This window comes from Pannonibacter sp. I15F10I1 (genome assembly GCF_900185665.1).
Taxonomy (GTDB): domain Bacteria; phylum Pseudomonadota; class Alphaproteobacteria; order Rhizobiales; family Stappiaceae; genus Pannonibacter; species Pannonibacter indicus.
Genome location: NZ_FYAN01000002.1, coordinates 369,279 through 384,965, shown reverse-complemented (window position 1 = coordinate 384,965; position 15,687 = coordinate 369,279). Strand labels below are relative to the sequence as shown.

The window sequence follows — 15,687 nt, the reverse complement described above, 5'->3', positions numbered from 1 at the left end:
CCTTCGTGAGCAAGCTGATCCGCAAGCTGGACCATCTGCTGTCGCGTTTGCAGCAGAGGATCTACACCCGCACCGGCCATGAGGTGGCCTTGCGCTATTGCGCCGGGTCCTCTGAAACCCGCGCCGCCCTTGTTGCCTCCTCGCGCGAAGACTGGACGCCGGTCAGCCGGGATCTCGTCTGGGGCGAGCCGGATGGCTATTACTGGTTCGGCGGCAGCGTCACGCTGCCCGACGAACTGATCGGCCAGCGCCTTGCCGTGCATGTGGAAGCGGCCTTCGGCAGCGTCATGGGCCGGTCCGATCCGCAGTGCCTCGTGCGGGTCAACGGCCGCATCGTGCAGGGCGTGGATGGCAACCACCGGGAGTTTCCGCTGACCGAGGAAGCCCGCCCCGGCGAGGCCTTCGACATCCTCATCGAGGCCGGCACCATCGAGGACCGGCGCCAGCTCGGGTTTGCCTGCCATCTGGTGCGCCATGACCTCGACGTTGAGGAAACCTATTACGACCTGCGGGTGCCGCTCGATGTGGCGCGGTTGCTGGCGGAGGATGATCCGCGCCGGTCCTTCATCCTGCGCCAACTGGATGCGGCGGTGGATGCCATCGACCTGCGCCCCGGCAACGATGCCCGCTTCCGCGCCTCGCTGGCGCTGGCCCGTTATCACGCGGGCGAAATTTATGCGGCTCAGGATTTCGAGCAAAAGCCCGTCATCACCGCCACCGGTCACACCCATATTGACGTTGCCTGGCTGTGGCGGGTGCGCGAGACGCGGCAGAAGATGGCGCGCTCCATGGCCACGGCCATGACGCTGATGGACGAGTTTCCCGACTATCAGTTCATGTACAACCAGTGCGTCCTGCTCGACTATCTGGCGCAGGATTATCCGGAACTGGCGCAGCGTATTGCGTCGCGCGTTCAGGAGGGCCGCTTCGAGATCGAGGGGGCGCTCTGGCTGGAGCCGGATGTGAATATTTCCAGCGGCGAGTCGCTGGTGCGGCATATCCTTTATGGCGTGCGCTATCACGAAGAGACCTATGGCGTGCGCCCGCGCATGGTGTGGCTGCCGGATACCTTTGGTTATTCCGCCGCCCTGCCGCAGATCATGCAGCGGGCGGGGCTGGATACTTTCGTCACGCACAAGCTGTCGTGGAACGACACCAACCGCATGCCGGAGGAGAGCCTGTTCTGGCAGGGCATCGACGGCACCAAGGTTGCCGCCTATTTCCTGACGACGCAGCCGTATGACTCCAAGAGCATCGGCACGACCTACTGCCCCAACCTGAAGCCGACGCATGTGATGGGCACTTGGCGGCGGCACGGGCAGCAGCATCTCAGCAAGGAGCTGTTCCTCGTCTATGGCCATGGTGATGGCGGCGGCGGGCCGACGCGGGAGATGCTGCACAACATCCGCCGCATGGAACGCGGCATCCCCGGCTGCCCGAAGGTGGAACATGCGCCGATGCGCCCCTTCTTCGAGCGGCTGCTGAAGCGCATGGCGGAAAATCCGGAGAGCTATCCGACCTGGGTGGGCGAGCTCTATCTGGAGTTTCACCGCGGCACGCTGACTTCCGTTGCCCGCAACAAGCGCAGCAACCGGCTGGCGGAAACCGCGCTGCGGGAGCTGGAGCTGCTGGCTGTTCTGGCGGCGCAGTATGGCGTGGCCTATCCGGCGGCAGAGCTGCGCCGCCTGTGGGACATCGTGATGCTGAACCAGTTCCACGACATCCTGCCCGGCTCTTCCATCGGCGCGGTCTATGAGGACAGCGATGCGGACTATGCGCGGCTGTTCTCGGCTGCGGATGAGCTGAGAACCCGTCTGCTGGCGGTGCTGCCGGGTGAGGGGGCGCAGGTGTTCAATCCGTCGGGCACGGCGCGCAGCGGGCTGGTGATGATGCCGGATGCCGGCGGCCTCATTTCTGGTCAGGCTATCGTGCATGCCGATGGTTCGGCGTCGCATGCGGTGCGCGCCAGTGCCCTGCCGCCGCTGGCGCTTGCCGGCCTGGAGGCCCACACGGCCCCTGCGCCGCTGGACGGGCTGGAAGTCTCGCCAGACAGGCTTGCCAATGAGCATGTCGAAGTGCTGTTCGATGAGGCTGGCCGCATGGTGTCGCTCCTCGACCGCAAGACCGGGCGGCAGGTATTGAAAACGGGCGCGAAAGCCAACCGGCTGCAGGCCTTCCGCGACATGCCGGCCGAATATGATGCCTGGGACATTGATGCCGATTTCGAGGATCAGGTCTTCGAGATCGATGATCTTGTCTCGGCAGAGGTGGTGGAGCGCGGACCCTTGCGGGCGGCCATCCGGTTTGAATGGCGCTATGAAGCCTCGCGCCTTGTGCAGGTGATCTCGCTGGAGGCAGGCGCCCGGCAGGTGGAGGTGGATTGCTTCATCAGCTGGCACGAGCACAACACGCTGGTGAAGGCGGCCTTCCCGCTGGCGCTCAACACGGCGGCCATTGATGCGGAGATCCAGTTCGGCCACGTGCGCCGCGCCACCCACCGCAACACCTCCTGGGACAAGGCCCGCTTCGAGTGTTCCATGCAGCGCTGGATCGATGTCAGCGAGCCAGATTTCGGGGCCGCTTTCCTCAATGATTGCAAATACGGCTATGACGCGATCGGCAGCGATGTGCGCCTGACGCTGCTGCGCTCGCCCACCTGGCCCTGGGCAGAGGCCGATCAGGGCGCGCATCACCTGCGCTATGCGGTGATGCTGCATGATGGGGACAAGGTGGCGGTGCATCAGGCGGCGGAGGCTTTCAATCTGCCGCTGCGCTTCGTTCCTGCTGCGGATGCTGCCGCTGGCGGCTCTGCTGCCATGCCCTTCACGCTGGAGGGCGAGGGTGTCTGCATCGAGGCGGTGAAACAGGCCGAAGAGGGCGATGCCATGATCCTGCGCCTGTGGGAGGTTTCCGGCACCCGCCGCAAGGCGCGGCTGCGGCTGGACCCGGCCATCAGCGCCGTCGCGCGCACGGACCTTCTGGAGCGCGAGCCTGAAGCCCTGACGGTGGAGGAGGGCGCTGTCAGTTTCTCCCTTGCGCCGTTTGAAATCCTGACGCTCAGCCTGTCGCGGAACGCTCTTGCCACTTCTTCAATGCCGAGCCTGACATGACCCAGCTGCTGCACGAATTCACCCGCCGCATCACCGAGTTTCCGGAAGGCGAAAAGTCCTTCATCGAGATCCCTTTCACGGTCGATGACAGCATCGAGCGGATCGAGGTCAGCTATGTGTTCCCGGCCGGCAGCGGCGGCAGCGTTATCGACATTGGCCTTGCCCAGAACGGGCGCATGCGCGGCTGGTCGGGCTCCGAGCGCGGCCATGTGCATGTGGCAGCTGACAGGGCGACGCCGGGCTATGACCTCGGCCCCCTGCCGGGCCGCTGGGATGTGGTGCTGGGCATCGTGAAGATCGGCCCCAACTGCTACACGGACCTGCGCGTGCGCCTCGTGCCCAAGCGCAGGACATGGCTGGTGGGCGACATTCACAGCCATTCGGAACATTCCGACGGCGGCGTCACGGTGCTGGATGCCATCCACCGCGCCCGTGCCTCGCGGCTCGATTTCGTCGCCATCACCGACCACAACACCGTGTCGCAAAACATCATCCGCCCGGATGATCCGGACATTCTGGTGATCCCGGCGATGGAACTCACCTCTTTCTACGGCCACACCAATTTCTTCGGGCTGGAGCGGCCGGTGGAGGACTGGCGCTGCCGCTCGCCGCAGGATGTGGCGGACAAGATGGCCGAAGCCCGCTCGAAGGGGGCAACGGTGGTGATCAACCATCCCTTCCAGAACTCCGATGGCGGGCGCTGGCAGGCCGGTTTTGATGTGGCCTTTGATGCCATGGAAATCTGGAACGGCAACTGGACGCCGATGAACCAGCAGGCCATCGATTTCTGGCAGGAACTGCTTTGCGCCGGGCGCCGGATTCCGGTGACGGCGGGCAGCGATTTCCACCTCAAGAACCGCCGCCGCCATGGTCATCCGTCCAACCGGCTGCTGGCGGAAAGCCATACGGTCGCGGGCATTCTGGAGGCCATCCGTGCGGGGCGCAATGTGGTGGCGGCAGGGCCTGATGACCGCATGGCAAAGCCTGCGGACGAAGCCGGGCCGCAATTCGGCGAAGAAGCAAGGGCCGGGCAGAAACTGGCCACCAGCTTCACCGGCCTTGCAGCCGGAGACGAGTTGCGGGTGATCACGGACAAGGGCGTCGTGGAGGCTGTGTCTCCGGACGGGGCCACGTTGACGCATGAAGCGGCGTTCGCCAGCCTGTTCCTGCGCTATGAGATCTGGAACGGCGGCGAGCCACGGCTCTTCACCAATCCCTATTACGCAGGCTGAAAGCCGCAAGCGCTGCTGTGTGCTCTGGGAGGAGCTGGCATGGAGAAGAAGACGCCGGGCAAGGTCGGCATCAAGGATGTCTCGCAGGAGGCGGGCGTTGCGCTCAGCACTGTCTCGCATGTGCTCAACGGCACGGCGCCGATCAGCGCCGAGGTGCGTGCCCGGGTGCTGGATGCAGCCCGCAGGCTGGGGTATCTGGCCAAGCGCCAGCAGAAGGGGGCGATTGCCTCGCTCTCGACGCTCTATCTCGCGGTGCCCAACGCCAATCTGCCGCATGTGAACACCAACCTCTTTTCCTGGACGATGCTCTCCGGCCTCACACGGGAGTGCGAGCGCCGGGCCATCAAGCTGGTGCCGCATGCCAGCGAAGGGGATCTGAGTGCGCCGGAGATCATTGCCGGGGCGCGGGCCTGCGGTGCCGATGGCATCATTCTGGTGCATGACCACACACCACGCCTGATCAAGGGGCTGGCCGCGTCCGGCATCGCCACGGTGCTGCTCAATGGCGATGATCCCTCCATGTCCATCGACACTGTGGTGCCGTCCAACCGCTATGGCGCGCGGCTTGCGGCGGAGTGGCTGCTGTCGCGCGGGCATCAGCGCATCCTGCATCTCACCTGGCGTGGCCGCAGCACCATCCGCCGCCGTCTGGACGGGGTGCGAGACGCCCTGCTGGCCCGGGACCTTTCGCCCGATGCCTGCGAGGTGCTCTACGCCGATGGTTATGAACCCGGTCACGGGGAGGCGGCGCTGTCACGCTTCATCGCAGCCCGGGGCGGCTTGGGCGGCAATACGGCCATCTTCTGCGCAGCCGACAATCTCGCCATCGGTGCGCTCAATGCGTTGCGCGCTGCCGGGATCAGCGTCCCCGGGGAGGTCAGCGTCATCGGCTTTGACGGTGTGACCATCGGCGAGCTGACCACGCCGCCGCTGGCAACCGTCCGGGTGCCGCTGGACCATCTGGCCGCGGCGGCCGTTCAGACGCTCGAGAACCGTCTTGCCGTGCACGCACCCGATTTCCCGCCCGTCCGGATCGAACTGGCCTGCCAGCTCATTATCCGTGAAAGTGCTAGGGAAGCTTCGAGTAAATGAAAATATTTTTGTTCTTGAAATTGTACTTTCAATGCGGGATCGTCTCCTTCGTCAAGTTTATCAGAAGCTAATCTGCTGTGTTGATGGTTGCGCTTCTGGCTCTGGGAGGAGATTGATATGGGGGTTCGTAAAAATATTTTCACTTCACTGGCGGTGATCTTGCTGGCAGGCTCTGCCATCAGTTCCGCCCATGCTTTCCAGGAAGCGCCGATGCTGGAAGCACTTGTGAAGGAGGGCAAGCTGCCGCCAGTGGATCAGCGCCTGCCGGAGACACCGGCCGTGATCGAGGCGGCTGAGGTTGGCCAGTATGGCGGCAACTGGCAGCGCGCCTACAAGGGGCCGGGCGACCGCTGGGGCCCGACCAAGCTCATGGAAGAGCGCGTGGTGAAGTGGGGCCAGAAGACCGGCGGCCCGCTGGAACTGGTGCCGGGCTATATCTCGTCCTATTCGGTCAGCGAGGATTCGCGCGAGTTCACCTTCTCCCTGCTGAAGGGGCTGAAGTGGTCGGATGGCGAGCCGGTGACCACGGAAGACGTGCGCTTCTGGTATGACGATGTCTATCTCAACAAGGACATTCTGGCCGAGATTGACCAGACGCTGGCCCCCGGCGGCAAGCCGATGAAGCTGGAGATCATCGACGAGCAGACCTTCAAGGTCAGCTTCGAGGATCCTTATGTCTATTTCCTTGAAATCCTCGCCAAGGATTCCACCGGCAACCCGAGCCTTGACCGCCCGAGCTTCCTGTTTCCCAAGCACTATCTGAAGCAGTTCAACAACAAATATGCTTCGGAAGAGGAGCTGAAGGCGGCGGCTGCGAAGTTCGGCGTCGAAAAGTGGAGCGACCTGTGGGGCTCGCGCGGGGCGGCAACCGCCTGGTGGCAGAACCCGGACCTGCCGGTGATCACCGCCTGGAAGATCGAGACCCCGGCTCCGGCCGAGATCGTGACCATGGTCCGCAACCCCTATTATTACGCCGTCGATCAGGCCGGTAACCAGCTGCCCTATATCGACCGCATCACCCACAAGCTGTTCAACGATCAGGAAGCCTTCAACCTGATGATCGTGCAGGGCCAGATCGACATGCAGATGCGCTATGTCGAGCCGCAGGACTTCACCTTCTACAAGGAGAACGAGGCCAAGGGGAATTACACGGTCCGCCGCTGGACGCAGGCCCAGACCTGGGCGCTGGTGCCGAACCTCACCGTCAAGGATGAAGTGCTGCGCGGGCTGTTCGAAACACCTGAAGTCCGGCAGGCACTCAGCGTTTCCATCGATCGCGAGACGGTGAACGAGCTGATCTTCTCCGGCCTTGCCGAGCCCCGTCAGGCCTCTCCCGTCACCGGATCGCCGAATTTCGATCCCGAGCTGGAAACGCACTGGGCCGAGTATGATCCCGATCTGGCCAACGAGCTGCTGGACAAGGCCGGTCTCGACAAGCGCGATGCCCAGGGCTTCCGCCTGCGCCCGGATGGCAGGCGCCTGTCCATCGTTGTCGAAATGCAGCATGCCAATGGTCCCAAGACCATGGAAATCATCGCGGCCAATTTCAAGGATATCGGTGTCGAGCTGCTGCCGCGCATCATCGACCGGACCCAGTGGGACGCGAACCGCGACAACAATGACTTCCAGATGCAGTGGTATCCCTTCGACCGCCTGTCGGTCGTGGCGGCTGACCCGCGCATCATGATGGGCAATGATTCCTACGCCAACCAGTATTACATCTGGTACTCGACCAAGGGTGCCTCGGGCATCGAGCCGCCTGCAGATCACGCGATCCGCAAGCTCTTCGAGGATTGGGACAAGGCGGCCAAGGCTGCAAGCCGCGCCGAAGCCGATGGCGCACTCAACGACCTGATCAAGACCTTCGTCACGCAGGGCTGGGTCATTGGCGTGGTCGGGGAGCTGCCTGCCATCACCATCGTGAAGAACAACTTCATGAACTTCCCCGATGACCTCATCGAGGATGACATCACCCGCGGGATCGGCCTTGGTGTGACCCAGCAGATGTGGATGAAGCAGTAGCGGCGGCTGCGGCTGCAACGTTCAGACCGGCGCCCCCGATGCCGAAGGGCAGGGGGTGCCGGATCCGGTCAATCTGAAATCCTGTTCCCGCCCGCGCGGCGTACTGCCTGCTTCCACCCCGAGGCTGCGTGCGGAACTGGAGGGTGTTCATGCTTGGTTACATCTTGCGGCGTCTGGCCTGGGCCGTGCCCACGCTGATCTTCGTCTCCTTCATCTCCTTCCTCATCATCCAGCTGCCGCCGGGCGATTTCGTCACGGCCTATGCGGCGCAGCTGCGCAATGGCGGGGAGTACATCACCGAGGCGGAAGAGGCGATGATGCGCGCCCAGTTCGGGCTCAATGATCCGCTGCTGGTGCAATACTGGCGCTGGATCTCCAACATTGTCTTCTACGGGGATTTTGGCCGGTCGCTGGAATGGAACGCACCCGTCAGCGACCTGATCTGGGACCGCCTCGGGCTGACGCTGCTCATTTCCACCCTCAGCATGATCTTCACCTGGCTCATCGCCATTCCCGTCGGCGTCTATTCGGCCACCCGGCAATATTCCATCTTCGACTATGTGTTCACGGTCTTCGGCTTTCTCGGCAAGGGCGTCCCGGATTTCCTGCTGGCGCTGATCCTGATGTGGACCGCCTTTGTCTGGCTCAACATGGATGTGGGCGGGCTGATCTCGCCGCAGTTCGAAGGAAAGCCCTGGGATCTGGCCAAGATCATCAACCTGCTGGAACACCTATGGATTCCGCTGGTGGTGCTGGCCACGGGCGGTGCAGCGGGACTGATCCGCGTCATGCGCGCCAACATGCTGGACGAGTTGCGCAAGCCCTATGTGGAAACGGCTTACGCACAGGGCTTCACCGAGCGCACCGTTGTCTGGCGCTATCCGGTACGCGTGGCGCTCAACCCCTTCATCTCCACGGTCGGCTGGGCGCTGCCTGCGCTCTTTTCCGGCGACGTGATCACCGCCGTGGTGCTGAACCTGCCCACCACCGGCCCGCTGCTGCTGCAGGCGCTGAAGATGCAGGACATGTATCTCGCCGGCAGTTTCATTCTCATTCTCAGCGTCTTCACCGTCATCGGCACGGTGGTGTCCGACATCCTGCTTGCGCTGTCCGATCCGCGCATCCGGTTTGCATGAGGAGCAAGGCCATATGACCCAGACCCTCGACCAGACGCTGTCCACCACGCCCGCCGGGATGCCGGTCCTGCCGCCGCTTGCCCCGCGCGAGGAGGTGATGGGCGGAGAGCTTTCGACCGCGAAACAATGGACGCTCATCTGGTGGCGTTTCCGCAAGCACAGACTGGCGGTGGCTTCGCTCATCTTCATGGCGGTGCTTGGCGTTCTGGCGCTCTTCGCCGATTTCGTTTCGCCCTACCGGCCGGAGACGATCAGCCGCCTCAACACCTTTGCTCCGCCCAACATGGTGCATATCTTCCATGAAGGCAGCCTGCACCGGCCGTTCATCTACCCGCTGGAGCGCAAGCGCGATCCGGAAACGGCGCGGGTGATCTATCTGCCCAATACGGAAAAGCCGCTGCCCATCCGCTTCTTCGTGGAAGGGGAAAGCTATCACCTGCTCGGGCTCTACGAGACGCGGGTGCATCTCTTTGGCATCGATGACCGCAAGCAGCAGATCAACCTGCTGGGCACCGATTCCCTTGGCCGCGATCTCTTCACCCGGCTTCTCTATGGCGCCCGCGTCACCCTGTCGGCCGGCCTCATCGGCGTTGCCTTCGCCTTCATCCTCGGCCTCGCGCTGGGCTCGATCTCGGGCTACTACGGCGGCTGGCTTGACGCCGGCATCCAGCGGCTGATGGAGTTCATCCGCTCCATTCCGACGATCCCGCTGTGGATGGGTCTGGCGGCGGCGCTGCCCATCGCCTGGGACCCGCTGTTCGTCTATGTGCTGATCACCATCATCCTGTCGCTGATCGGCTGGACGCATCTCGCCCGTGTCGTGCGTGGCCGCTTCTTCTCGCTGAAAACGGAGGACTATGTGCTGGCGGCGCGGCTCGCGGGTGCTTCGGAGTACCGGATCGTCACCCGCCACATGCTGCCGGCCATGACCAGCTACATCATTGCGGCTGTCACGCTGGCGATCCCGGAGATGATCCTGGGTGAAACCGCGCTCAGCTTCCTGGGGCTGGGCCTGCGCCCGCCGGTCGTCAGCTGGGGCGTGCTGCTGCAGGACGCCCAAAACCTTCGCACCATTTCCCTGGCCCCCTGGCTTCTGGCCCCGGGCGTTGCGGTCGTGCTCGTTGTCCTCGCCTTCAACTTCATTGGCGACGGCCTGCGCGATGCCGCCGATCCTTATGGCCACTGAGGGGGAGGAGCCATCATGTTTTTCAAGCAGAAAGCCCCAAGGCCTGATCTCGCCCCCATGCCGCCCGAGAGGCTGCTGGAACTGGACAATGTCGGCGTGCATTTCCCCACCCGCGACGGGCTGGTGCGGGCGGTCAATGGCGTCTCCTACCATGTCAACCGCGGCGAAGTGCTGGGCATCGTCGGCGAAAGCGGTTCGGGCAAGTCGGTGACGGCCCGCTCGATCATGCGGCTGCAGCCGCGCAATGCGCTCAATGCCAGCGGCACCATCCGCTTCCGCCGTTCATCGGGTGACGAGGTGCTGATTTCCTCCGAAGACCGGCAGAGCCGCACCATGCGCTCCCTGCGCGGCGGCGAAATCGGCATGGTGTTTCAGGAGCCGATGACGGCCCTGTCGCCGGTGCACACCATCGGCACCCAGATCATGCGCACGGTGATGCTGCACAAGAGGGTGTCCAAGGCCGAAGCGCGCAATCAGGCCATCGAGCTGCTGAAGCGCGTGCAGATGCCCCGGCCGGCCGACATCGTGGACCGTTATCCGCACCACCTGTCCGGCGGTATGCGCCAGCGGGCGATGATCGCGCTGGCACTGGCCTGTGATCCGGCGCTGCTGATTGCCGACGAGCCGACCACGGCACTGGATGTGACCACGGAAGCCCAGATCCTGGAGCTGCTGAAGCGGCTGCAGGAAGAGCTGAACATGGCCATCGTCTTCATCACCCACAATTTCGGTGTGGTGGCCGATATCGCCGACCGGGTGGCGGTGATGTATCTGGGCCGCGTGGTGGAAACCGGCACCGTGGATGAAATCTTCTACGAGCCGAAGCACCCCTATACCCAGGCGCTGCTGCAATCGATCCCGCGCCTCGGCAAGAGCCATGGCCGCCGCCTGCGCACCATTTCCGGCATGGTGCCCGACCCCTACAACGTGCCCGGCGGCTGCTCCTTCCATCCGCGCTGCATGCATGGGGTGGCCGGCACCTGCGATGTTACCGTGCCGGAGGATGCCGTTTTTCCCAGCGGCCAGCGCGCCCGCTGCCATTTCGCCGGAACTGCCGGCATTGCGGAGGCTGCCGAATGACCGCCGCACAGGATCTCATCATGGACGAGAACACCCTCATCTCCGTCAGGGGCGTGCGGAAATATTTCCCCGTTTACGAAGGCTGGTTCCGCCGCGAGGTGGGGGCGGTGAAGGCGGTGGATGACATCACCTTTGATATCCGCAAGGGCGAGACCTTTGGCCTTGTGGGCGAAAGCGGCTCGGGCAAGTCCTCCATCGCCCGCCTCATCCTGCGTGCCTATGACCTGACCGGCGGGGAAATCCTGTTCCGGCGCGGCAATGGCTCCGTGGTGGATATTTCGCGTCTCTCCGACCGGGAGATGCGCGACATCCGCCGCGAAATGCAGATGATCTTTCAGGACCCGTATTCCTCGCTCAACCCGCGCATGACGCTGCTGGAGCTGGTGGGCGAGCCCATGGTGGTGCATGGCGCTGGCTCGGAAAGCGAGATCCGCGACCGGGTGGCGGAGTTGTTGCGCCTTGTCGGCCTGCGCCCGGAATATCTGCAGCGCTATCCGCATGCCTTCTCCGGCGGCCAGCGCCAGCGCATCGGCATCGCCCGTGCACTTGCGCTCAATCCCAGCTTCATTGCCGCAGACGAAGCGGTGTCGGCGCTGGATGTGTCCGTCGCGGCGCAGAACATCAACCTGCTGCAGGACCTGCAGGAGCAACTGGGCCTCACCTATCTCTTCATCACCCATGACCTTGGCATGGTGGAGCATATCTCCGACCGGATCGGCGTCATGTATCTGGGCCGCCTGATGGAGGTTGGCCCGACGGAGGAGATGTTCGCCCGCCCGCTGCATCCCTACACCGAAGCCCTGCTCGCCGCCGTGCCGCAGCCGGACCCGCGCGGCAACCGCACCCGCAAGCGCGTGCCGTTGAAGGGTGAGATTGCCGACGCCATGAATGTGCCCTCTGGCTGTCCGTTCCATCCGCGCTGCCCTTACGCGGATGAAAGCTGCCGCACCACGGTTCCGGCCCTGCGCACGGTGGAGGGCGGACGTCAGGTGCGCTGCCACCACGCCGAAAGCCTCACCCTGACCGGAGTTCACGGCTGATGCGCGCCCTTCTTGCAGACCTGCCGCTCTCTGGCCTGCCGGAGGATGCGGATCAGGCACCTGACTTTGCCCTTGCCGCCCGTTATCTGCCGGTGCTGCGCCTGGATGATGCCGAACCCTTCCGCCCGCTGGCCGCCGGCTATGCGGTCTACCGGGAGGAGGGGCCTTCGCTGTCCTCGAAGTTCATCATCCGCCCGCGCGGGCGCACGGTGATCGAATATGCGATCTGGTACGACTGGGACATTCAGCATCTCTATGACCTTGAACATGTCTGGGTGCATGTCGAGCCGGACGGCAGCATTGCCAGGGTCGAGGCTTCGCGCCATGGCGCACGCCGCCGCATGCTGCGTCCCGGTGGCGCGCTGCCGGTGGAGGCGGGGCGCCCGGTTCTCTTTCTGGAGCCGGGCAAACATGCCCATTGGGCCGATGACGGCGAGATGCGCCGCAATGCAGGTCCCTTGATCGCGGCCATGTGCGGTGCCTTCGCCGGGGATGGGGGCGTGCACCTCTCCAACCGGTTCTCCGATGCCGGACGCATCTCGGCCTCCCCGCTGAGCTGCCGTCTGGCGCGCCTTGCCCTGAAGCGCATGGCGTTTTCCCCGTCCTGGCAGTTCTCCCGCTGCAGCGACGAGGAAGGCGGTGTGTGCCTCATGCCCTGGCCCATGCTTGATAGCTGGGTGCCGGGGCGGGTGGAGGCGCTCGTTGCCAGTCTGGAAACCCGCGTGCCGCATCTGGCCGCGGTGTTTCTGGACTGCGGCGACACCCTGGTGGATGAGCGCACCGAGGTGAAGATCCCCGGAACGGAAGTGGTCACCAGCGCCGATCTCATTCCCGGCGCAGGCGATATGCTGCGCGAACTGATGCGCAGCGGCTACCGGCTGGCGCTGGTGGCCGATGGCCCGCGCGCGACCTTCGAGAACATCCTCAAGCATCATGGCCTGTGGGACTGCTTCGAGGCTCACATCATCTCCGGCGACATCGGCGAACTGAAGCCCTCGCCGAAGATATTTGCTGCCGCCTGTGAAGCCCTGGGGCTTGCCGAAGGCGACCGGGCGCGCACGGTGATGGTGGGCAACAATCTGGAGCGGGACATTCTGGGCGCCAACCGCTTCGGTCTCATCTCCCTCTTTCTCAACTGGTCCACCCGGCGCAGCCACAAGCCCGGCACCCGGGCCGAGCGCCCGCTGCTGACCTTCAATCAGATCGGCCGCCTGCCGGATCTGCTGGAGAAGATCGAACTCAGCCTGCCGCTGTCCGGCGAAGGAGAGGATGAATGACCGCGCCCCTCACCGCATCTGCTGCTGCCGGTTTCCCTGTCATGCGAGGTAGCAGTGTCACTGCCTGGGCCATGGGGCCGGTGCATCAGACCTATTACCCCGGCACACCGGCGCTGGCCGAGGACCGGGTGCAATACCGCTTCATCAACGGCTTCGTCGATGTGGGCGATTTGCCTTGCCGCGTTGCCCTGTGGGGCGAGATCAAAACCCGCGAGGTTCCGCTCGAGCCTTTCGAGGTGGAGGCGCTGAACCTGCCGGGCTTCAACCGCCGGGTGGAGTTCTCCAGCTTCTGGCACCGGCCAACCCGGCTGAAGCGATGGCTGAAGACCCGTCTGGTCCCTTCCTCGCCTGAGCCCTGCTGCTTCCGCCTTGCCACCTGCGGCGGTGTTACCATCTGGGTGGATGGGGAAAAGGCCGTCTCCTTCGAGCCGTTCCAGCGCAACAGGGAAAGCAGCACGGAAATTGAATTGAACCTCAAGCCGGAAGGCAGTGAGGTGATCGTGCTGACCGAAGAACTGGCCGAGCGCGATGCCATCTGGTTCTTCGAGCTGACGCTGCTTTCCGATGCCGCGATCACGGCGGTTCTGCCGGTGGATGTGGCGCCTGCCGACATTGCAGCGCTGATGGAGCTGGCCACCTCCGTGCGCCCGGATCCGTTCCACAGCATCACCGGCGAACTGGCTCTTGTCTTTGCCCATGCGCCGGATGTGGATGTGACCATCGCCGCCCGCATCCAGCCCAGCGTGCACATGCGCGACAAGCCGCCGCTGCTGCAATCCTCTGCCGTGCTGCGCAAGGGGGAAACACGGGTGAGCCTGCCGGGGGCGGAAGCGCTGCCCGATGCCTATCATCCGCTGGACCTGACCTTCTCCATCGGCACGGCGCGGGTGGAGCGGCACATTGCCTTTGCCACGCACCGGCTGGAAAAGCTCGACTGGCGCGCCCTGCCGCTTGCTGACCGCAAGCCGAAGGTGCTGGAGTTTCTCGCCAGCCATGGCGAAATGCGCGCCGGGCGTGCCATCGCCATGCAGGCGGCTGGAAAGCCGGTGGATGCCACCTTCCGCGAAATCATCGCCAACACGCTGGAAGCCATCGACGAGCGGCGCGACTGCTCCGACTTCGTGATGGTGCCGCTGCTGTGGCTGGCGGCGGATTACGGCGCGGGCCTGCCGCAGGATCTGCGGGATGCCATCGATGCCTCGGTGCTGGGCTACCGCTACTGGGTGGATGAGCCGGGCAATGACGTGATGTGGTTCTGGAGCGAGAATCACGTGCTGTGCTTCCACGTCTCGCAATATCTTGCCGGACGGCTTTATCCCGATGCCAGTTTCACCTGTTCCGGCCGCAAGGGTGTGGAGCAGGCACGGCTGGGGGAAGAGCGGTTGATGCGCTGGTTCGACAGTGTCGAGGCCCATGGCCTCGCCGAGTGGAACTCTGCCGCCTATTACCCGATCGACTTCATCGGTCTTCTGGCGCTGGAGCATCTGGGCGATGGCCGTATCCGCGAGCGGGCGGCGCAACTGCTGGACCGGCTGTTCCTGATGATCGGCCTGCACACGCTGGGCGGTGTTCCGGCCGGCACCATGGGCCGGGCCTATGACAAGGAACTGCGCGCCGGTCCGCTGACCGAGCTTGGCCCCTTCGCTACCCTCGGCTTTGGCGAGGGCTGGCTGAATGATGGTGTGGCCGCCTTGCCGATGCTGGCGGCAGGCTCCTACGCTCCGCCGCAACGCGCGCTTGACGTGGTAAGTCCCGCTCCGGGTACGGCGCTGACAGCCCATTACGTGCAGGGCCATGACGAGGCGGCCCGGCTGGCACTCTACAAGTCCGCCCATGTGCAGCTCTCCTCCATGGTGGATGGTGAGCCGGGCAAAAAAGGCCACCAGCAGCATCAGGTGGATCTGCGCTTTGCCGCCCATCCCTTTGCCCGCGCCTGGGTCAATCATCCCGGTGCCGATGATCCCTGGGGCGGCCAGCGTCCGTCCTACTGGGCGGGCAATGGCGTCATGCCCCGCGTTGGCCAGCACGGCAACGCCGCGCTGCTGGTGTTCGATCTGGGCGAGAATCCCCGTATCGGCTTCACCCACGCTTACGTGGAAACCTCTGCCTTTGATGAGGTGCGGCAGGACGGCAATTGGCTGTTCCTGCGCTCGGGCGCAGGCTTTGCCGCGCTCACGGCCAGCGCCCCGCTTGAGGCGGTGACGGAAGGGCCGGGCGCGGGTATCGAGTTCCGCGCCCATGCCAGCCGCTGCGGCTGGGCGGCGCTGATGGGGGAGGCTGCAGGAGAGGCTGATCCCGCTGCTGCCTTTGCCCGCTTCCGCTCCAGCGTTCAGGCTCTCGGCCTCGCCTTTGATGCTGATGTGCTCACCCTGACGCTTTCGGGGGCGGGCCATCCGTCCCTCGCGCTTTCCTGGGGCTCCGGCCTTGTTGTGGATGGCACGGCGATGCCTTTCCCCAACCGCAGCCTCGACCCGCTCATCCGGCAGTTTCCTGCCGTCTCCCATTGATCTGA

The 15,687-nt window shown here is 64.4% G+C and carries 10 protein-coding genes; all 10 read left to right on the top strand.

All coding sequences use genetic code 11. The features are described from left to right. Window positions 1–5 precede the first annotated feature (5 nt). The 10 genes from IF10I1_RS01660 to IF10I1_RS01615 all read left to right on the top strand — a co-directional run bounded on the left by IF10I1_RS01660 (window position 6) and on the right by IF10I1_RS01615 (window position 15,682). Complete coding sequence (locus tag IF10I1_RS01660; protein WP_186424332.1) at window positions 6–3,110, top strand: glycoside hydrolase family 38 C-terminal domain-containing protein; 3,105 nt, start codon at window positions 6–8, stop codon at window positions 3,108–3,110. Continuing rightward, window positions 3,107–4,342 (top strand): CehA/McbA family metallohydrolase, encoded by a 1,236-nt coding sequence (locus tag IF10I1_RS01655; protein WP_186391649.1) that lies wholly within the window; start codon window positions 3,107–3,109, stop codon window positions 4,340–4,342. Before IF10I1_RS01660 ends, IF10I1_RS01655 begins: the two co-directional genes overlap by 4 nt. Before the next feature lie 39 nt (window positions 4,343–4,381). Continuing rightward, window positions 4,382–5,434 (top strand): LacI family DNA-binding transcriptional regulator, encoded by a 1,053-nt coding sequence (locus tag IF10I1_RS01650; RefSeq protein WP_186391650.1) that lies wholly within the window; start codon window positions 4,382–4,384, stop codon window positions 5,432–5,434. 117 nt (window positions 5,435–5,551) lie between these two features. Beyond that, window positions 5,552–7,456 (top strand): ABC transporter substrate-binding protein, encoded by a 1,905-nt coding sequence (locus IF10I1_RS01645; RefSeq protein WP_186391651.1) that lies wholly within the window; start codon window positions 5,552–5,554, stop codon window positions 7,454–7,456. A gap of 149 nt (window positions 7,457–7,605) precedes the next feature. Further along, window positions 7,606–8,592, top strand: coding sequence for an ABC transporter permease (locus tag IF10I1_RS01640; protein ID WP_050472530.1), 987 nt, complete (start codon window positions 7,606–7,608; stop codon window positions 8,590–8,592). A 58-nt stretch (window positions 8,593–8,650) separates the two neighbouring features. Further along, window positions 8,651–9,778, top strand: coding sequence for an ABC transporter permease (locus tag IF10I1_RS01635; protein ID WP_186391835.1), 1,128 nt, complete (start codon window positions 8,651–8,653; stop codon window positions 9,776–9,778). 15 nt (window positions 9,779–9,793) lie between these two features. After that, window positions 9,794–10,858, top strand: coding sequence for an ABC transporter ATP-binding protein (locus IF10I1_RS01630; RefSeq protein WP_208977513.1), 1,065 nt, complete (start codon window positions 9,794–9,796; stop codon window positions 10,856–10,858). Further along, complete coding sequence (locus IF10I1_RS01625) at window positions 10,855–11,898, top strand: ABC transporter ATP-binding protein (protein ID WP_186391652.1); 1,044 nt, start codon at window positions 10,855–10,857, stop codon at window positions 11,896–11,898. Before IF10I1_RS01630 ends, IF10I1_RS01625 begins: the two co-directional genes overlap by 4 nt. Further along, complete coding sequence (locus tag IF10I1_RS01620; RefSeq protein ID WP_186391653.1) at window positions 11,898–13,175, top strand: HAD family hydrolase; 1,278 nt, start codon at window positions 11,898–11,900, stop codon at window positions 13,173–13,175. The genes IF10I1_RS01625 and IF10I1_RS01620 overlap by 1 nt, the downstream gene beginning before the upstream one ends. After that, on the top strand, window positions 13,172–15,682 hold the full coding sequence (locus IF10I1_RS01615) for a hypothetical protein (RefSeq protein WP_208977514.1): 2,511 nt from the start codon (window positions 13,172–13,174) through the stop codon (window positions 15,680–15,682). Before IF10I1_RS01620 ends, IF10I1_RS01615 begins: the two co-directional genes overlap by 4 nt. Window positions 15,683–15,687: the final 5 nt, after the last annotated feature.